Origin of the sequence: Achromobacter sp. EB05 (genome assembly GCF_044232075.1) — a bacterium.
GTDB classification, from domain to species: Bacteria; Pseudomonadota; Gammaproteobacteria; order Burkholderiales; family Burkholderiaceae_B; genus Achromobacter; species Achromobacter dolens.
On sequence record NZ_CP155917.1, the window covers coordinates 1168558 to 1187089 of the forward strand.

Below are 18532 nucleotides of genomic sequence, written 5' to 3' on the forward strand. Positions count from 1 at the left end.
CTCTCCCCCGAGCCCACCGATCATGGCAAAACGCGACTATTACGACGTCCTGGGCGTGGCGAAAAACGCTTCGGACGACGAACTCAAGAAGGCCTATCGAAAGCTGGCCATGAAATACCATCCGGACCGCAATCCGGACAGCAAGGAAGCCGAAGAGAAGTTCAAGGAAGCCAAGGAAGCCTACGAGGTCCTGGGCGATGAACAGAAGCGCGCCGCGTACGACCGCTACGGCCACGCGGGCGTCGATCCCAACGCCGCGGGCATGGGCGGTGGCGGCATGGGCGGCGGGTTCGCCGACGCCTTTGGCGATATCTTCGGCGAGATCTTTGGCGGTGGCGGCGGTGGCCGTCGCGGCGGCGGTCCGCAGGTGTATCGCGGCGCCGACTTGAAGTACGCGCTGGAGATCACGCTGGAGCAGGCCGCGGCCGGCTTCGACACCGAGATCCGCGTACCGAGTTGGGAAAACTGCGACACCTGCCACGGTTCCGGCGCCAAACCCGGCACCTCGCCCAAGACCTGCCGCACCTGCGGCGGCTCTGGCGCGGTCCGCATGCAGCAGGGCTTCTTCAGCGTGCAGCAGACCTGCCCGACCTGCCACGGCAACGGCAAGGAAATCACCGACCCGTGCGTGGCCTGCGATGGCGTCGGCCGCATCCGCCGCAACAAGACCCTGCAGGTCAAGATCCCCGCCGGCATCGACGACGGCATGCGCATCCGCTCCAGCGGCAATGGCGAGCCGGGCATCAATGGCGGCCCGCCGGGCGACCTGTATGTGGAAATCCACATCAAGCAGCACAAGATCTTCCAGCGCGACGGCGACGACCTGCACTGCGAGCTGACCATCCCGTTCACCACGGCGGCGCTGGGCGGTGAATTGCAGGTGCCGACCCTGGGCGGCAAGGCCGAGATCTCGATCCCCGAGGGCACGCAGTCCGGCAAGACCTTCCGCCTGCGCGGCAAGGGCATCCGCGGCGTGCGCGGCAGCTATCCGGGCGACCTGTACTGCCACGTGGTGGTCGAGACGCCGGTGCGCCTGAGCGACGACCAGAAGAACATCCTGCGCCAGTTCGAGGCCTCGCTGAACGACGGGGGCGACCGCCACTCGCCGCAAAGCAAGTCCTGGACCGATCGCGTCAAGGAATTCTTCAGCTGAATCGGCTGACCTGACTCCCGCCATTGCGGCGGACCACGGCCCAGGGTCTGGAGGTATCCGGACCCTGGGCCGCTTTCATTGCGGCAGGCGGCACGACGTCGGGGCGAAAAAAAAACCGCGGCTTGCGCCGCGGTTTCACTACGGGTACTGCTATTTCTTGCTTCAGACTTCGTACTGCTGACTACGGGTGCTGCTAACTACGGGTCTTGCTAACTACAGTTGCTGCCTCTTCCAAAACAGACTTCGTACTGCTACTACAGGTCCTGCTACTTCCACTGCTACAGTTCTGCCGCCGTTGCCGGAAAAAACCGACCCCGAGCCATGATGCCGCCCGGGGCCGGCCGGGCTACAGCAAGCAGCTCACCGGGTGATCGGCGGGTATTCGAGCTCGCCGAACGTGTATTGGCCGCTGGCCTTGGCCTGGGCGAGTTCCTGCTGGACTTCGGCGCGGCTCTTGCCGGCGGCGGGCGCTGCCACGACCGGCGGGTATTGCAGTTCGCCGAAGGTGTATTCGCCGCTGGTCTTGGCTTGTTGCAACTGGGCCTGCACTTCCTGCGAGCTCAGGCTGGCGGCCTGGGGCAGGGCGGGGGGGTAGTCCAGTTCGCCAAAGGTGTATTGGCCGCTGACCTTGGCCTGTTGCAGTTCGGTCGCCACCTGGGCGCTCGACTTGGCTTGTTCGACACCGGCGGCTTGCGCGCCAGCGCCAGCCAGGGCTAGGGAAATCAGAAGGGTAGTCGTCAGGGTTTTCATAATGACCTCCAATGTTGTTAGACGGGGCCGAATCCGGCGGCCCTCCGTCGTGGTTCGTTGTTTGTTCCCGATGACTGAATTGTGCGCGTCATCCCACCTGGGATAAACCCGTATATCTTGAAAACATCTTTCCAAATGGATGGGTAATAAACATTTGGATAAGATATTTCCCCGTCTATGGCATGGTTATGCAGGTGTCCCGTCCCCATGAACGGCGCGAGATGCGCTTTGGGGCAAAAAAAACCCCTGCCGAGGCAGGGGGCTTGGGATGCCAGGAAGACCTGGCTTCAGGGCGTCTTTTTCTTGAAGTCGCCGGCGACCGCGGTGCTGAAGCCGTCGGGACGCAGGTACTTGCGCAGGGCGGCGTTGACCGTGTCGGGCGTGAGCGCGCTGATCTTCTTGTCCATCTCGGCCGACCATTCGAAGGTGCGACCGCGCTGCAGATAGTCGAGCCAGGTGCCGGCCAGCACGTCGTCCTGGGCGCGGGCCAGGTTGCGGTAGTTCAGCAGCGCGGTGATACCGTCGGAAATCTCCTTGTCGCTGAAGCCGTCCTTGAGCACGCGGGCCAGTTCCTCGCCGATGGCCTTTTCCAGGCGCTCGCGGTTCTGCGGCGCGTAGATGGCGTACATGGTCCAACTGGCGCTGGGTTCGAACGACGAGACCGACAGCGAGCTGCGCACGTTGTAGGACAGACCCTCGGTTTCACGCACACGGTTCCACAGGCGCGAGGTTTCCGAGGCGCCGAACAGGTAATTGGCCAGGTACAGGGCCGGGTAGTCCGCGTCCGTATCCTGCAACTTCAGCGGCATGCGCGAGATGTAGAACGCATTGGCCTTGTCCGGGGTCTCGATGTCGAACTGCTTGGCGGGGATGTCGCGGTACGGATTGCCGACACGGGTGTAGGCGGGGGCGCGCTTCCAGCCGGCCAGGCCATCCTTGACGGCCTTTTCGACGGCTTCGGGCTCGAAATCGCCCACGGCCGAATATTCGATCTTGCCGGCGCCATAGAACTTGGCGTGGAACTTGACCAGCGCATCGCGGTTCAGCGCGCGCACGCCGGCCAGCGATTCCTCGAACGTCGGCACGTAGCGCAGGTCGTCGGCGGGCCACGGATTGTCCTGGCGGGCCAGGGCGCGTCCGGCCAGGGCCTGCGGTTCGGTCATGGCGTTCTGGATCGAGGTTTCGAGCTGGCGCTGGTATTCCTCGAGCTGTTCCTTGGGGAAGTTGGCGTTGCGCACGATGTCCAGCGCCAGGCGGGTCAGTTCGGGCAGGTTTTCACGTTTGGTCGACATGGCGATCTTGAGCGTGGTGCCGCCACCGCTGAAGCCGAGCTCGGCCTGCAGCTTGTCGAGGCGGTCCTGGATGTCCTGGCGCGACAGCTTGGCGGTGCCGCGCGTCAGCAGGTCGGCCACGGCGCTGGAGTTCACGCGCTGGCCGAGCAGGTCTTTCTCGTTGCCGAACTGGATCAGCATCTGCGCCTGCACGCGGTTGCCGCGCGTGGCCTTGGGCAGCAGCGCCAGCTGCACCGGCCCGTTGGGCAGGTCGAGCGTCTTGCGCTGGGTCAGGCGGTCGATGTTCTGCGGGGTGGGATCGAAGGCGGACGCGGCCTTGAAGTCGGGATCGCCCTTGTAGTCCTTGAACACCGCCGTCAGATCGACGCGCTGGGTCTGCGGCGCGCGCACCGGTTTGTCGGTCGGGATGTAGCGGCCTTCGATGCGGTTGCTTTGCACCAGGTAGGTGGTGGCGGCCCGCTGCACCTCAGCCAGCGTGGCCTTGCGGGCGCGGTCGCGCTGCAGGAAGAACAGGCGCCAGTCGCCGGCGGCGATGGCCTCGGATAGCGCCACGCCGACCTGTTCGGGATCGCTGTAGGTCTGCTCCCAGGAGGTCAGCCATTTGCTGCGCGCGCGGTCCAGTTCCTGCTGGGTGAAGGGCTTCTTGCCGAGATCTTCCAGCGTGCCGGTCAGCGCCTTCATGGCGGCGTCCTGGTTCTTGCCCGGGGTCAACTGGGCGGCGAACATGGCCAGGCCCGGATCCAGGTTTTCCATGGTGAAGCCGAACACGCCCGAGGCCAGCTTGGTCGGCACCAGCGCGTGGTAGAGGCGGCCCGACGGCGTATCGGCCAGGATGGTGGTGGCCAGGTCGAACGGCACGAAGTCGGGGCTGCCGGCGGCCGGGATGTGGTACATCGCGGCGACCAGCGGCGTGCCGCCGGTGCGGCGCAGCGTGACGGCGCGTTCGCCGTCCTGGGCCGGCTCGACGGTGTATTCCGGCGGCAGCTTGCGCTCGGGCTTGGGCAGCTTGCCCAGCGTGGCCTCGATGTCGGCCAGCGTGGCCTGCGGATCGAACTTGCCGGCCACGATCAGCACCGCGTTATCGGGCTGGTAGTACTCATGATAGAACGCGCGCAACTGGCCGATGTCGACGTTTTCGACGTCGGAGCGGGCGCCGATGGTGTTCTTGCCGTAGCTGTGCCACTGGAACGCGGCCGCCTGCATCTTCTGCATGAGGATGCGGAAAGGGCTGTTCTCGCCGCTTTCCATCTCGTTGCGCACCACCGTCATTTCGGAATCGAGGTCTTCCTTGGCGATCAGGGAATTGACCATGGCGTCGGCCTGCCAGCCGAGGTACCACTTGAGGGTGTCGGGATTGGCGGCGAAGCTGGCGAAATAGTTGGTGCGGTCGCTGGAGGTCGAGCCGTTGGCCTGCAGGCCGCGGCGCGAGAATTCGCCCATGGCGTTGCGGGTGGTGGAAGTGCCCTTGAACAGCATGTGTTCGAGCAGGTGGGCCATGCCGGTCTGGCCGTAGTTCTCGTTGCGCGAGCCGACCAGATAGGTCATGTTGACCGTGGTCGAGGGCTTGGATTCGTCGGGCACCAGCAGGACGCGCAGGCCGTTGCTGAGGCGGTATTCGGTGATGCCTTCAATCGAGGCGGCCTCCGTGACGCCGGCCGGCAGGCTGGCGGCTCCGGCCTGGAAGGCCAGGAAGGATGAGAACAGCAGCGCGCCCAGGGGGCGCGGCAGCTTCGATATGGACAGGCGCATGGCGGACTATTCCTTTGGCATGGCAGAATCCGTTGGAGTGTATACGGTGTGAATGGTTCAGGGCTGCGCCCCTGGCGCGCCGGCCCGTCGTTCCGTCCGGAAAATCTTGTATGTCGCTATCCCTTGAAATCGAGACTCCCCGCCTGGTGCTGCGGCAGTGGCTGGCGGCCGACCGCAAGCCGTTCGCGGCCATGAACACCGATGCGCGCGTGACGCGCTACCTGTTGCCGATGACCCCGCCGGAAAGCGACGCGCTGGCCGACCGGCTGGCCGCCGGCATCGATGAATACGGCTGGGGCTTCTGGGCCGTCGAGGCGCCGGGCGTGGCGCCGTTCATCGGGTTCGTAGGCATCAAGGCGCTGGCGCCGACGCTGCCGTTCGCGCCGGGCGTGGAAATCGGCTGGCGCCTGGCGGTGCCGTACTGGGGCAGGGGCTATGCCAGCGAGGCCGCGCAGGCGGCGCTGCGGGTGGGGTTCGAGCAGATCGGCGTGCCCGAGATCGTGGCGTTCACGGTGCCGGAAAACGAGCCATCGCGCGCGGTGATGCGGCGTCTGGGCATGCGCGAAGACGCACAGCGCTTCGAGCATCCGGCGGTGCCGGACGGCCACCCCTTGAAGACGCACGTGCTGTACCGGCTGGCGCGAGAGGCGTGGCATGCACAAAAAAAAGGTGACGCAGGCGCAGGCAGGGAGCCGTTTGCCGCTGCATAAGCGTCGGCCGGCCCCGTCATGCCGGGATGTTGCGATGCAACATCCTGGCGTGGCGCGGCCGATTTGAGATCGGGACGGGCGCGGGTGTAAGCTTTGCGGAACGTAGTTGCTGTTGTCGACGGGATGCGCGACAGCCGTCTACAGGTTTCCCGTCCAACGCCAGCCGCCGCCCCGCCGGGCCGCGCCGGTCGCATGCCGGATCGCGCGTCCCCGCCTCGCGGGCGACGACGGTGCTTGTTGTTCGCGCCTTCGCCGCCGGCATCCTGCCGGCGCATCTTTCGGAGGAACGACCCATGCTGACCGAGATCGTCACGCGTGCCTTGTCCCAGTTGACCGGCAGCCCCATGAGCGGCGACCGCATCAAAGGGCAGTTTCAGTACGCTTATGCCAGTGATGACGGCCAATTCGTGGCCATACTGACCCATGACATGACCACCTACGTGGTGGACCTGAGCACGCAGCGCTATTTCGCCGAGTGCGGAGGGTCGCCGCGAGGCTTTGCCGGGCACGTGCTCGAGATGGAGGGCGCCGAGGCGCGCCAGCATCCGTGGCCCGCGGCCAATGACCTGTTCGACCTGGACATGGATGCGGACGAATTGTCCTGGCGCCAGTGTCCCGGGATGCGCAGCATGGCCGACAGTGCCAGCCGATCTGTGGAGAGCCGCGCCGCCTGAGAGTGGCCAGAAGCGGCAGTCCCCTCACTGAACCGGCGAGATCGCCGGTTTTTTTTATCTTGCGATCGGGGTGGCTCGCTACAATCCGAAGCATGACTTCCCACGCTGATAACCGCGCCCCGGACGGCGCCATCCTGGTCGACTGCACGCACGAACGCCATGCGGACCAGATTCTGGCCATCTTCAACGAGGCCATTGCCACCTCGACCGCGCTGTATGACTACAGGCCGCGTCCGCGCGAGGCGATGCTGGGCTGGTTCCAGGCCAAGGCCGGCGGAGGTTTTCCGGTGGTGGGGTTCGAGAACGCGGCGGGCGAGCTGATGGGGTTCGCCAGCTACGGCACGTTCCGCGCCTGGCCGGCCTACAAGTATTCGGTCGAGCATTCGGTCTACGTCGACGGCCGCTTTCGCGGGCGGGGCTTGGGCGAGGCGCTGATGCGCGTGCTCATCGAACGCGCCCGCGCCAACCAGGTGCACCTGATGATCGGCGGCATCGACGCGGCCAACCTGGGCAGCATCAAGCTGCACGAGAAGCTCGGATTCGTGCATGCCGGCACCATCCGCGAGGCCGGCTTCAAGTTCGGCCGCTGGCTCGACCTGGCGTTCTACCAATTGACCCTGGATACCCCGGCGCAGCCGGTGGACGGCTGAGCGCGTCGCCGGGACCGCGTCTTGCTGCGTGGCCGTCGCGCTACTTCGACAGCACCCGCATCGCCTGCTCCAGTCCGGCGACCGTCACGGGGTACATGCGGTCCTGCATGATGTCGCGCATCAGCGCGATCGACTGACGGTACTGCCACGACGCGGTGGGCTCGGGATTGAGCCACACGGACTTGGGCCAGGCATCCAGCAGCCGGCGCATCCAATGTGCGCCCGGTTCCTTGTTGTAGTGCTCGACCGAGCCGCCCGGCTGCAGGATCTCGTAGGGGCTCATGGTGGCGTCGCCGACGATGATCAGGCGCCAGTCGGGGTTGTACTTGCGCAGCACGTCCCAAGTGTCGAAGCGTTCATTCTGGCGCCGGCGGTTGCTCTGCCACAGGCTTTCGTACGGGCAGTTGTGGAAGTAGTAGACCTCGAGGTTGCGGAACTCGCTGCGCGCCGCGGAGAACAGTTCCTCGACGCGGCCGATGTGGTCGTCCATGCTGCCGCCGACATCCAGCAGCATCAGCACCTTGACCGTATTGTGGCGCTCCGGGACCATGCGCAGATCCAGGTGGCCGGCATTGCGCGCGGTGCTGGCGATGGTGTCGTCCAGGTCCAGTTCGAGTTCGGCGCCTTCGCGCGCGAAACGCCGCAGGCGGCGCAGCGCGACCTTGAAGTTGCGCGTGCCCAGCTCGACCTGGTCGTCGTAGTCCTTGAACTGGCGCATGTCCCAGACCTTGACCGCGCTGCGGTTGCCGGCCGACTGGCCGCCGACGCGGATGCCTTCTGGGTGGTAGCCGCCGTTGCCGAAGGGCGAGGTGCCGCCGGTGCCGATCCACTTGCTGCCGCCGGCGTGGCGTTCCTTCTGCTCTTCCAGGCGTTCCTTGAAGAGCTCCATCAGTTTGTCCCAGCCGTGCTTCTCGATGGCGGCCCTTTCTTCTGGCGTCAGGCTCTTCTCGAACTGCTTGATGAGCCAGTCCAGCGGGATGTCCTTGCCGGCCGGCAGCGCGGCCTCGATGCCCTTGTAGTAGGCGCCAAAGGCCTTGTCGTAGCGGTCGTAGAGCGATTCGTCCTTGACCAGCGCGGTGCGCGCCAGGAAGTAGAAGTCGTCCAGCGTCGGCGTCATGACGTCCTGGCGCAGCGCGTCCACCAGCGTCAGGTATTCCTGCACCGAGACCGGCAGCTTGTGTGCCCGCAGGTGGTAGAAGAAGTCGATCAGCATGATGGCCGCGAGGAGGGCGTCAGCGGCGCTGGGTGCCGCGGGTCATGGCGGCGAGCCGTTCCAGCAGGTGCACGTCCTGTTCGTTCTTGAGCAGGGCGCCAGCCATCAGCGGCACCGCCGTGGCGGTGTGCGCGTCGATCTGCGCCGCGCTGACGTCCTCGGCCAGCAGCAGGCGCAGCCAGTCCAGCAGTTCGGAGGTCGACGGCTTTTTCTTCAGGCCGGGCGCGTCGCGCAGGCTGAAGAAGGTGTCGAGCGCCGCGCGCAGCACGTCCTGCTTGAGTTCGGGGAAGTGCACCGCGACGATGTCGCGCATGGTCTCGCGGTCGGGGAAGCGGATGTAGTGGAAGAAGCAGCGGCGCAGGAAGGCGTCGGGCAGGTCCTTCTCGTTGTTGGAGGTGATGATGACCAGCGGGCGGTGGCGCGCGGCGATGGTCTGGCGCGTTTCGTACACATGGAATTCCATGCGGTCGAGTTCGCGCAGCAGGTCGTTGGGGAATTCGATGTCGGCCTTGTCGATCTCGTCGATCAGCACCACCACCGGCTGCTCGGCCTCGAAGGCCTGCCACAGCGTGCCCTGCACGATGTAGTTGCGGATGTCGCGGACCTTTTCGTCGCCGAGCTGCGAGTCGCGCAGGCGCGACACCGCGTCGTATTCGTAAAGACCCTGATGCGCTTTGGTGGTGGACTTGATGTGCCACTGCAGCAAGGGGCGGTCCAGCGCGCGCGCCACTTCCTCGGCCAGCATGGTTTTGCCGGTGCCGGGTTCGCCCTTGATCAGCAGCGGGCGCTGCAGTGTGAGCGCGGCATTGACGGCGAGCTTGAGGTCATCGGTGGCAACGTAGCGATCGGTGCCATCGAAGCGTGTTTGCGGTGCGGAAGGAGCGGTCTGGGCAGCGGACATGGATCGGCGGACTTCTCGGGGTTGATGGGGATCAAGGCCATTTTTGGGTATTAATCCTAGACAATTATCGTACAATCAGGCGGTTTTGCAGTTGGGTTCGACCCGCAACGTGTTTGCCGGGGGCCTTTTCGTGTGAGCAGGCCCTAGTCCTCAAGCCATACCAAGAAGAGCCATCCCAATGAAGTTGCGATTCTCTCTGAAGTACTCGGTTTCCCTGCTGGCCGCATTGGCATCCTGTGCGATCACCGGCCAGGCAGCAGCTGCGGATGCAGCGCCGGTCGGTAATGTCCAGAACGCCCGCGACAAGGTTTCCATGTGCATCGGTTGCCATGGCATCGAAGGCTACAAGGCGACGTTTCCCGAGCTTTATCACGTTCCGATGATCGCTGGCCAGAACGCCAAGTACATCGAGACCGCCCTCAACGAGTACAAGAAAGGCGCGCGCAGCCATCCCACCATGGATGCCATTGCCGGCAGCCTGTCCGACCAGGACATCGCCGACCTGGCCGCTTACTACTCGAACCTGAAATAACCGGGGGCAATCACAATGAACCGCATCATGCTTGCCCTTGCGGGCGCGACGCTGGCCATTTCGGGCGCGACTGCCCAGGCCCAGGACCTGGCGGCCGGCAAGGCCGTCTTCGACAAATTCAATTGCGCCTCGTGCCACGGCGCCGATGCCAAGACAGCGGTGGACCCGGCCTATCCGACGCTGGCCGGCCAGCACGCCGACTACCTGGTGCATGCGCTCAAGGCCTATCGTCGCGGCGCCTCGGGCAGCGCGGCCACGGCCAACGTGCGCAAGAACCCCATCATGGGCGCCTTCGCCACCCAGCTCTCCGACCAGGACATCAGCAATGTGGCCGCCTGGCTGGCGTCCCTGCCCAGCGACCTGGGCGTGCGCAAGTAGCGGGACGGTCCGGCCCGCATGTAAAAAACCCTCGGTCTCCCGAGGGTTTTTTACATGGGCTTTCGCATTGCGTAAGGCTAGCGCTCGGCGCGCTGGCGGATCAGGTCGATGTAGGTATCGCTGTCCAGCGGAGTGCCCAGGCGTTGCGCTTCCCAGACGACCCGGCCCAGGCATTCCATGATCTCGTGCGCGGCCTGGTGCGCATCGGTGCGCGCCACCAGGCGCTGGTAGGCGCTGCGGATGCCGGGCGGATGGTCGATCGACAACTGCTCGGCGATGGCCAGGTGCATCGACAGGTGCAGGAACGGGTTGGTGCGGCCCTTTTCCACCGCGTATTCGGCGGTCATGGCCTCGGGGCTTTCGAGGTCGCCGTGGTATTCCGGATGCTCGATGATCCAGTCCAGGGCCATGGCCTCCAGCGGGGTCAGGACCTCGTTGGCGCGGTGCTTGCGCCAGGTTTCGATGAAGAATTCGCGGACTTGGTCGCGGGAGGGGTTGAACATTGTCAGACGGATGCCATGCTGGCCAGAGAGGGCTTTATTTTACCGCCCGCCGCCACGGCGCCCGCCCGCCGGCCGCAATGCGATATAGAATTGGTTGCTATCCGCTATCCAGTGTGCGTTTCGCCAGGGCCGCGCGGCCCGCGGACCACACGCCAGCCGATGCGGCGCGCGTGCAGAAAAACCACTCGGAGCAAATGGAGCATTCATGTCCTATCAACATATCAAGGTGCCCGCTGGGGGCCAGAAGATCACGGTCAACGCTGATTTCTCGCTGAATGTGCCGGATCAGCCCATCGTGCCCTACATCGAGGGCGACGGCACCGGCGCCGACATCACGCCCGTCATGATCAAGGTGGTGGACGCCGCCGTGCAGAAGGCCTACGGCGGCAAGCGCAAGATCCACTGGATGGAGGTCTACGCCGGCGAGAAGGCCACCAAGGTCTACGGACCGGACGTCTGGCTGCCCGACGAGACCCTGGACGTGGTCAAGGACTACGTGGTGTCGATCAAGGGTCCGCTGACCACGCCCGTGGGCGGCGGCATCCGTTCGCTGAACGTGGCGTTGCGCCAGCAACTGGACCTGTACGTCTGCCTGCGCCCGGTGGCGTATTTCAAGGGCGTGCCCTCGCCGGTGCGCGAACCCGAGAAGACCAACATGGTGATCTTCCGCGAGAACTCGGAAGACATCTACGCCGGCATCGAATACATGGCCGAAAGCGAGCAGGCCAAGGAATTGATTCAGTTCCTGCAGACCAAGCTCGGCGTCAAGAAGATCCGTTTCCCCAACACCTCGTCGATCGGCATCAAGCCGGTGTCGCGCGAAGGTACCGAGCGCCTGGTGCGCAAGGCGGCGCAGTACGTCATCGACAATGACCGTACCTCGCTGACCCTGGTGCACAAGGGCAACATCATGAAGTTCACGGAAGGCGGCTTCCGCGACTGGGGCTATGCGCTGCTGCAGAAGGAATTCGGCGCGCAACTGATCGACGGCGGCCCGTGGTGCAAGTTCAAGAACCCCAAGACCGGCCGCGAGATCATCGTCAAGGATGTCATTGCCGATGCGTTCCTGCAGCAGATCCTGCTGCGCCCGGCCGAATACGACGTCATTGCCACCCTGAACCTGAACGGCGACTACATTTCCGACGCGCTGGCCGCGCAGGTGGGCGGCATCGGCATCGCCCCGGGCGCCAACCTGTCCGATTCGGTCGCCATGTTCGAGGCCACCCACGGCACGGCGCCCAAGTACGCGGGCAAGGACTACGTCAATCCGGGTTCGGAGATCCTGTCGGCGGAAATGATGTTGCGCCACATGGGCTGGACCGAGGCGGCCGACCTGATCATCTCGAGCATGGAGAAGTCGATCCTGTCCAAGAAGGTCACGTATGACTTCGCCCGGCTGCTGGAGGGCGCGACGCAGGTGTCGTGCTCCGGTTTTGGCCAGGTCATGATCGAGAATATGTGACCGGGATTATCGGGCTCGTCACCGGAAAGCCCGTGAGCCGCAAGGCTTGCGGGCTTTTTCACGGCCAACCGTTGTGAAGATCTAGATCGAAATGGGGGCAGTCCTTAGTCGCAATATACCAAAACAAGACAAAAAGAATCAGAGTGTTATTGTTGCAGCAGTATAATTTCGCCGTTCAGAAATGCTGCATTTTTCCCTCCACCGCTGATACTCTTGGCTTGGTTTTGCTGCCCCGGTTTCGCTGATATTCCCCTGACATGGCCCAGCCCGCTCCCAATATGCCACCCTATGATGCCTTGGCGTGCGTCCGCAACCTGCGCGACGCCAGGCGGGTAGCGCTATTGATGGCTCCCAGGTTGGGTGACACGCTGTTGATGATGACGATGGCGTTCAACCTTGCCGCGCACGGACGCCAGGTGACGGTCTTCGGCGATTTTGCCTATGGCCTGCGCAGTTGGTTCCCCGGCATGGACATCAGGCCGTCGCTGCCGCGGGAGCAGGCGCCGGCCGCGCTGGCCGACTACGATTGCGCGGCGCAGATGCACGTCGGCTGGCCATATGCCCTGCATGATTGTGCCGCGTCCTATTTCTATTACGACGCCCATGTCGTGATCACCGGCAAGGGGTTCATCAAGCTCAACCAGATCCGTGACTACTGCCGTGATGCGCTGGGGTTGTCGCTGGCGGGCACCGATATCGGCCTGCGTCCACCTGTGGCGGGCAGGCACCGGGCGTTCGAGAAAAGGGTTGCGGTGCATCCGTCGTCCACTGGGGCGCAGCGTTGCTGGGCGCCCAGGCACTTTGTCGAACTGGGGTTGCGCCTGCAGCGCCAAGGCTACGAGCCTGTTTTCATCCTGGCGCCTCATGAGCGCGCCGAATGGACCTGCCTGACCGACGCCGGCCTGGCGATCCAGCAGTCTCCCTCCCTGGCCGACGTGGCGGCATTCATTCATGAGTGCGGCTGGTTCATCGGCAACGAGTCCGGCATTGGCCATCTGGCCTCCAGCGTGGGCGTGCCGACGCTGACGCTGACGGGCAGACCCACCCGGACCAAGGCCTGGCGCCCGGGTTGGTCAATGTCGCGTATCGCGTATCCCGTTTTTATCCCGGGCGGCCGCTGGCGTGATCGCTTGTGGCGCGAATGGCTGCGGCCGGGCAGCGTCATGTCGGCTTTCGAAAGCCTGACGCGGGACTACAAGAAGTCCATGGCCGCCGCAAAGGTCGTTCGATCTTGATCTAGACCCGGCGCGACAGCCGTGCGTGACGGTCTGCCGGATCCGCATAACCCATCTCGTCCCTGTGCGCCGAAGGCTCCTCTCCCCCTGAAGTATCGACTGGCCCTTCCAAAGGTCGAATTGAATCCCATGATGTCCATTCCATGTCTGCGCGGTGTTGCGCTCCTGACACTGCTGATTCCCGCTTTGGCCTTGACCAGTGCCGTAGGTGGGCCCGTCATCCTCTATCTGACTGCGTTGATCGCCCTGGTGGCGATGGCCGCCAATCTGGTCCAACGCTCGGAACCCTTCGCGCTGAAGGAAATGTCGGCGATGATCGTGGCGCTGACGGCGCCACTATTGGCGATGTTGATCAGCAGCGTCTACCTGGGCGTCTGGAGTTCTTCCGAAATTGAAAAGCTGCTGCGCTTCGCCCTGGCGGTGCCGGTCTGCTGGATGTTGTTGCGAGCGCCCCGCAATTGGTTGCAGCAGGTGCAGTGGAGCCTGCTGTTCGGCGCTTTCGCCGGATCGCTGATGCTGGTGTACATCATCCACGAACCCAGCCTGGGCCGGGGCGCGGTGTCCGAATATGGCGGGCGCTACAACGCGGTGGCATTTGCCGACCTGACGATCTTCTTCGGCCTCGCCTCCGTGTTGACGCTGCCCTGGCGGTTATCGCCCTGGCCCAGGTTGGAAGCCGGGTTGAAAATCGCCGCGGTGCCGATCTGCTTGTACGGTGTCTGGGTCTCGCAAACGCGCAGCAGTTGGGCGCTTTTGCTGGTGTTCGCACTGGTTTATCTGCTGACCAAGCGGCAATGGCAGCGCCGCACCAAGCTCATCTTCGTGGCGGCCTTGGTCGTGATCATGGCTGCGGGAGCGGCGTTGTCCTGGAACAGCAAGGAAAGCCGCTGGAAGAATATGGTGTCGGACGTGAGCCGCTATGAGCAGCATGACCGCGATACCTCGGTTGGCATCCGCATTCAGCTCTGGAAGGCTTCCTGGCTGATGTTCCGCGAAAGCCCGCTGGTTGGCGTGGGCGTGCCCAATTTCCGACCGGAGCTGGTCAAGTTGCAGAAGCAGGGCATCGTGACCGAGCTGGTCTCGACCGATTATGGCGAGCCTCACAACGACATGCTGGGCGCGTTGGCAGGATACGGGCTGTTGGGGCTGCTCAGCATGCTGGCGCTCTACCTGGTGCCCGCCGCGGTCTTCTGGCGCCGCTCCGCCAGCGATGACCCGGTGGTGCACGTGGGCTCACAGATCGGCATGCTGTTCTGCCTGGGCTATTTCGTCTTCAGCTTGTCGGAGATGATGTTCCGCAACATGCGCAGCGTGCCGATCTACGCGTTGACGGTGGTGGTGCTGTATGCCCTGACATCGGCCCGTACCGGGCTGGCGCAGCAGCGTCTGGCGGCGAAACGATAGCGGATCCGGCGGCCCGTCGTAGCCGCATGTCGCCCCGCAAAGCAAGGCCCTGGCGGCCTTGCTTTTTTTTGTGCGCGCGGGGCGCATTCCAAATGCCTGCCGGGTTTGACGCAGATCAAGCCAGTCTCCCCTCGCCGGTGAAAACCCTGGCGCTCCCCCTTATCCTGATCAGACGCAACAGATAAATAGTCACATTTTACTGTCTTTGGTTTCCGACGGCGGTGGGTATGGAGAAGAGGGTCTATGAAGAATTCAAGCTTGCGCAGGGAGCTGCTGTGGTTCGTGCTCGCGATCGGGGTCGCGGTGCTGGCCCTGGGAGGATGGGATGCCTGGGAGCGGCGCGCCGAGATGCTGGCCGAGCGCAAGACGGAACTGCGCAACGTGCTGGACCTGGCCGCCGGCATCGTGCGCAACGGCAAGCAGCGCGCCATCGACGAGCGCCTCTCGCCCGAGCAGGCCAAGCACAACGTGGCGCAGCGCCTGGCGCAGTTGCGCTATGGCGCTGACGGCTATGTCGGCGTGTTCGACGACAGCTACACGCTGCTGGTGCATCCCGACGCCAAGCTGGCCGGCACCAATGTGCGCGCGGTCAAGGACAGCGACGGCCTGCCGATCTTCGAGAATCTCTACGCGCAGGGCAAGGCGGGAGGAGGCTTCGTCCAATACCACTTTCCGCGCCCGGGCGCCGAAGAGGCGCTGCCCAAGGCCAGCTACGCCGTCTACGACCCGGAATGGGGTTGGCTGATGTTCACCGGCCTGTACGTGGATGACGTCGACGCCGCCTTTCGCGCGACGCTGTGGCGCCAGGGCGGCGTGACGCTGGTGCTGCTGGTGGTACTGCTGGCGGCGGCGCTGCGGTTCTTCCGTTCCCACATCATCCGTCCGCTGGACGAGGCGGTGGTGGTCTGTGAGCGGGTGGCGCACGGCGACCTGTCCAGCATCATTTCGCGCCATCATCGCGGCGAGATCGGCCGGCTGTTCGAAGCCATGGCCTTGATGCAAGAGCGGCTGGACGTGGCGGTGCGCACCATTGTGCACTCCACCGGTTCGATCGCGGCGGCCTCTCGCCAGATCGCCGCCGGCAGCATGGACCTGCACGACCGCACCGAGAAACAGGCCGCCGCGCTGGAACAGACGGCGGCCAGCGTCGAGCAGATAACGGCCACCGCCAAGCAGAGCGCCGACCACGTGCGCGAGGTCAGTTCGCTGGCAGGCCAGTCGGCGCAACTGGCGCGGCAGGGCAGCGAAGAGACCCAGCACGCGATCGACGCGATGCGCGAAATCTCGCAGAGCTCGCAGCGGATCGACGAGATCATCCGGCTGATCGACGAAATCGCGTTCCAGACCAATATCCTGGCGCTCAATGCCGCGGTGGAGGCCGCGCGCGCCGGCGAACAGGGGCGCGGGTTCGCCGTGGTGGCGGGCGAGGTGCGGGCGCTGGCGCAGCGCTCGGCCACCGCCGCCAAGGAAATCAAGACGCTGATCGAGGCGTCGTCGGATTCCGTCGAGCGCGGCAGCCAGCGCGTCGCGCAGGCCAGCGCCACCATGAGCAGCGTGCTGCACTCGGCGGCGAGCAGTGCGCCGTTGATGGGCGAGATCGCCACCGCGTCGTCCGAGCAGAGCGTGGGCATCGAGCAGATCAACCAGGCGGTGACGCACCTTGACAGTGTGACGCAGCAGAACGCGGCGCTGGTCGAGGAGTTCGCGGCGTCGGCCTCCACCTTGCATGATCAGGCCGACGACCTGGCGCGCGCGGTGGCGGTGTTCAAGCTGTCTGCAGCCTGCTAGGGGAGCCCTGCACCACGCTCATGGCCCGCTGCAGACGCGGGGTCAGCTCGCGGCTGGCGCCGGTCATGGGCAGGCGCAGTTCGTCGGCGATCAGGCCTTGCAGGGCCAGGGCGCGCTTGATCGGCGCCGGGTTGGGTTCGGCGAACAGCAGGCGGATCAGGCCGCGCAGCGGTTCGAACAGTTCGCGCGCCGCTTCGACGTGGCCGTCGCGCGCCAGTTGCATGACTTCGACGAAGCGCTCGGGGAACAGGTGCGCGGCCGCCGGAATGGCGCCGCGCCCGCCCGCCAGGCAATGGTCGAGCAGCGCCATGTCCTCGCCGCAGAGGGCCGCCAGGTGTCCCCGTGCGTTCAACGCCATCAGCACCGGCGCATTGCATTCCTTGACGGCGCGGAAATTGGGCAGCAACGCCAGCGATTCCATGGTTTCGACGGTCATGGTGACGCCGGCGCGCTTGGGAATGTTGTAGAGGATGATGGGGCGCTCTGTGGCCCAGGCGATCTGCCGGTAGTGCCACAGGATGCCCTGCTGTGACGGGCCCAGGTAGTAGGGCGGGGGAACCAGGTAGCCGGCGGGCGCGTACTTGTCCAGGCGGCGGATGGCGGCGGCCACGCCGCGCGTGTCGACGCCGCCCGCGCCGAACACCAGCGGCAGGGCGTGCGGATCGCGGCGGATGGCCTCGATCATCTCGATCTTCTCGGGGATGGAGAGCAGGTTGCCTTCGCCGGTGGAACCGAACAGCACCAGGCCGGCCACGCCGGCGTTGCGGTAGTAGCGCGCCAGCGCCTGGGCGGCTTCGCAATCGACGTAGCCACCGCGCATCGGCGTGACCATCGGCAGCCAGAGGCCTTCGAAAGCGGGAGTGAGCGGGGTATCCATGGCTTATTGCACCGTGATGGCGGTCGCGGGGCGCAGCGGGCCGAATTCGGCCTGGGGCAGGCCGCACATCACCGCGTGCATCAGGGCGTCGACCTGGTTGCGGTCGCAATGCAGTTGCAGGATGCTCTGGCCATGGGCGTGATCCACCGACAGCACGTATACGCCGATCCGTTCGCCCAGTTCGCGGTGCAGGGCCAGCCGGACCTTCAAGGCGTCCAGCGTGTCGATCCTGACGGTCAGGGAAACCATCTGCGCGGGTTGCGGCGCATGGGCCGGAGCGGGACGTTCAAACGAGGCGTACGTGCTGCGTTCTTGGCGGGGAATCATGGCGGTCGGGGGGCGCAGCCGTGAGGGCGGGCTCGCGCGTATCCGGTTGGTTGATGACGATTCCACTATAGAAAGCGGGCCGTAAAACCTGCCGATAAATGCGGGCGAGACGCGTAAAAAGCGCGTCAACGCCCGGGCGTTTCAGAAGGTCTTGGTCAGCGACAGCAGGCCGGTGGCGCGGCCCATGTAGCGGCCGCGGCTGTTGGTGTAGACGGCGCGGTCGGCGTCGGTGTCGATATAGGCGATCGAGATCGCCAGGCCCTGCCCGAAGTCCTTGGTCAAGCCCAGTTTCCAGTCGGTGTAGGCGCCGTCGGTGACGTTGCGGACCGTCTGGCGGCCGACGTGGGCGTTGACCGTCAGGCCCCAGAACCCGGTGTCGAAGTTGCCGCTCAGGTCGAAATACTGGCTGTACTTGCTGTCGGCGAAGCCGAACAGATTGGTCATGGCGATCGAATACTTGAACAGGACCGGGCCGTAGCCCAGGCCGGCATACAGCTCGGTGGTGTCGGGGCTGGTGTAGCCCGACGGGTAGTCGCCGGGGTAGTAGTACTGCAGCACGCCCAGGTCGAACGGCACGTCAGGCGCCAGGTTGCCCTTGTAGCCGCCGTAGAAGTCCATTTCGACCGGCGCCGAGACCTTGCTGTTGCTGTCGTTGAGCCAACTGATGCTGGAGTTCCAGTTGCCCAGGTACAGGCCGCTGGCGTGGGTGAAATCGAAGCCGCCCTGGATCGCGGGCTGGTTGTTGGTCTGCATCAGGCCGCGGTAGCGGTACTGGCTGGCCAGGGTGACGTTGGCGGTCAGCGAGTACTCGGGAGCCGGCTCGCCGGCGGTGGGCGCATCGGCGGCGTGCACGGGGGCGGCAAGGGCGAACAGCGCGAGCGCGGCCAGGGTGTTGCGGGACATGGAATTCTCCTGTGTTGGACGGGATCGCCAC

At 65.0% G+C, this 18532-nt stretch carries 18 protein-coding genes; 10 read left to right on the top strand and 8 right to left on the bottom strand.

Annotated features, from left to right (window positions below):
* The first annotated feature begins 22 nt into the window (after positions 1 to 22).
* Positions 23 to 1153, top strand: coding sequence for a molecular chaperone DnaJ (dnaJ, locus tag AAID08_RS05405; RefSeq protein WP_006389047.1), 1131 nt, complete (start codon positions 23 to 25; stop codon positions 1151 to 1153).
* 360 nt (positions 1154 to 1513) lie between these two features.
* Here the strand turns inward: dnaJ and AAID08_RS05410 are convergent, their stop codons facing one another.
* Positions 1514 to 1903 carry a DUF4148 domain-containing protein gene (locus AAID08_RS05410; RefSeq protein ID WP_343719006.1) on the bottom strand — a complete coding sequence of 130 codons (390 nt, stop codon included), beginning with the start codon at positions 1901 to 1903 and terminating at the stop codon, positions 1514 to 1516.
* A 287-nt stretch (positions 1904 to 2190) separates the two neighbouring features.
* Positions 2191 to 4944 (bottom strand): M16 family metallopeptidase, encoded by a 2754-nt coding sequence (locus tag AAID08_RS05415; RefSeq protein ID WP_372413997.1) that lies wholly within the window; start codon positions 4942 to 4944, stop codon positions 2191 to 2193.
* 110 nt (positions 4945 to 5054) lie between these two features.
* Here AAID08_RS05415 and AAID08_RS05420 point away from each other — a divergent pair, with 110 nt between their 5' ends.
* The 3 genes from AAID08_RS05420 (at position 5055) to AAID08_RS05430 (ending at position 6978) form a co-directional block, all read left to right on the top strand.
* A complete protein-coding gene (locus AAID08_RS05420; protein ID WP_175142092.1) occupies positions 5055 to 5654 on the top strand; it encodes a GNAT family N-acetyltransferase in 600 nt (199 codons plus the stop codon).
* 293 nt (positions 5655 to 5947) lie between these two features.
* Positions 5948 to 6328, top strand: coding sequence for a hypothetical protein (locus AAID08_RS05425; RefSeq protein WP_144655844.1), 381 nt, complete (start codon positions 5948 to 5950; stop codon positions 6326 to 6328).
* Between the two features lie 92 nt (positions 6329 to 6420).
* Positions 6421 to 6978, top strand: coding sequence for a GNAT family N-acetyltransferase (locus AAID08_RS05430; protein WP_116793603.1), 558 nt, complete (start codon positions 6421 to 6423; stop codon positions 6976 to 6978).
* A 40-nt stretch (positions 6979 to 7018) separates the two neighbouring features.
* On the opposite strand, the gene AAID08_RS05435 is transcribed toward AAID08_RS05430, so the two are convergent.
* The gene (locus tag AAID08_RS05435) at positions 7019 to 8191 is read right to left on the bottom strand and encodes a VWA domain-containing protein (protein WP_395757432.1); all 1173 of its coding nucleotides are present in this window, start codon (positions 8189 to 8191) and stop codon (positions 7019 to 7021) included.
* 19 nt (positions 8192 to 8210) lie between these two features.
* Positions 8211 to 9092, bottom strand: coding sequence for a MoxR family ATPase (locus AAID08_RS05440; RefSeq protein WP_064523891.1), 882 nt, complete (start codon positions 9090 to 9092; stop codon positions 8211 to 8213).
* Positions 9093 to 9270: 178 nt separating this feature from the next.
* Between AAID08_RS05440 and AAID08_RS05445 the strand changes: the two genes are divergently transcribed.
* Positions 9271 to 9624 (top strand): cytochrome c, encoded by a 354-nt coding sequence (locus tag AAID08_RS05445; RefSeq protein ID WP_054501729.1) that lies wholly within the window; start codon positions 9271 to 9273, stop codon positions 9622 to 9624.
* Between the two features lie 15 nt (positions 9625 to 9639).
* Positions 9640 to 10002 (top strand): cytochrome c, encoded by a 363-nt coding sequence (locus AAID08_RS05450; protein WP_054501728.1) that lies wholly within the window; start codon positions 9640 to 9642, stop codon positions 10000 to 10002.
* A gap of 77 nt (positions 10003 to 10079) precedes the next feature.
* Here AAID08_RS05450 and AAID08_RS05455 read toward each other — a convergent pair whose 3' ends face one another.
* The gene (locus tag AAID08_RS05455) at positions 10080 to 10505 is read right to left on the bottom strand and encodes a DUF1841 family protein (protein ID WP_054501727.1); all 426 of its coding nucleotides are present in this window, start codon (positions 10503 to 10505) and stop codon (positions 10080 to 10082) included.
* A gap of 205 nt (positions 10506 to 10710) precedes the next feature.
* On the opposite strand from AAID08_RS05455, the gene icd reads away from it, so the two are divergent.
* The 4 genes from icd to AAID08_RS05475 all read left to right on the top strand — a co-directional run bounded on the left by icd (position 10711) and on the right by AAID08_RS05475 (position 16394).
* Entirely contained in the window at positions 10711 to 11967 is a 1257-nt protein-coding gene (gene icd / locus AAID08_RS05460; RefSeq protein WP_054501726.1) for an NADP-dependent isocitrate dehydrogenase, read from the top strand.
* Between the two features lie 257 nt (positions 11968 to 12224).
* Positions 12225 to 13202 carry a glycosyltransferase family 9 protein gene (locus AAID08_RS05465; RefSeq protein WP_054501725.1) on the top strand — a complete coding sequence of 326 codons (978 nt, stop codon included), beginning with the start codon at positions 12225 to 12227 and terminating at the stop codon, positions 13200 to 13202.
* 132 nt (positions 13203 to 13334) lie between these two features.
* The gene (locus AAID08_RS05470) at positions 13335 to 14606 is read left to right on the top strand and encodes an O-antigen ligase (protein WP_175188624.1); all 1272 of its coding nucleotides are present in this window, start codon (positions 13335 to 13337) and stop codon (positions 14604 to 14606) included.
* 243 nt (positions 14607 to 14849) lie between these two features.
* The gene (locus AAID08_RS05475) at positions 14850 to 16394 is read left to right on the top strand and encodes a methyl-accepting chemotaxis protein (RefSeq protein ID WP_343719008.1); all 1545 of its coding nucleotides are present in this window, start codon (positions 14850 to 14852) and stop codon (positions 16392 to 16394) included.
* Here AAID08_RS05475 and dapA read toward each other — a convergent pair.
* From dapA to AAID08_RS05490, 3 genes are all read right to left on the bottom strand, one after another.
* Positions 16372 to 17271 carry a 4-hydroxy-tetrahydrodipicolinate synthase gene (gene dapA, locus AAID08_RS05480; protein ID WP_054501723.1) on the bottom strand — a complete coding sequence of 300 codons (900 nt, stop codon included), beginning with the start codon at positions 17269 to 17271 and terminating at the stop codon, positions 16372 to 16374. The two genes, AAID08_RS05475 and dapA, sit on opposite strands and share 23 nt — an antisense overlap.
* 3 nt (positions 17272 to 17274) lie before the next feature.
* Positions 17275 to 17520, bottom strand: coding sequence for a hypothetical protein (locus AAID08_RS05485; protein WP_054501961.1), 246 nt, complete (start codon positions 17518 to 17520; stop codon positions 17275 to 17277).
* Between the two features lie 219 nt (positions 17521 to 17739).
* The gene (locus AAID08_RS05490) at positions 17740 to 18501 is read right to left on the bottom strand and encodes a TorF family putative porin (protein WP_064523900.1); all 762 of its coding nucleotides are present in this window, start codon (positions 18499 to 18501) and stop codon (positions 17740 to 17742) included.
* Positions 18502 to 18532: the final 31 nt, after the last annotated feature.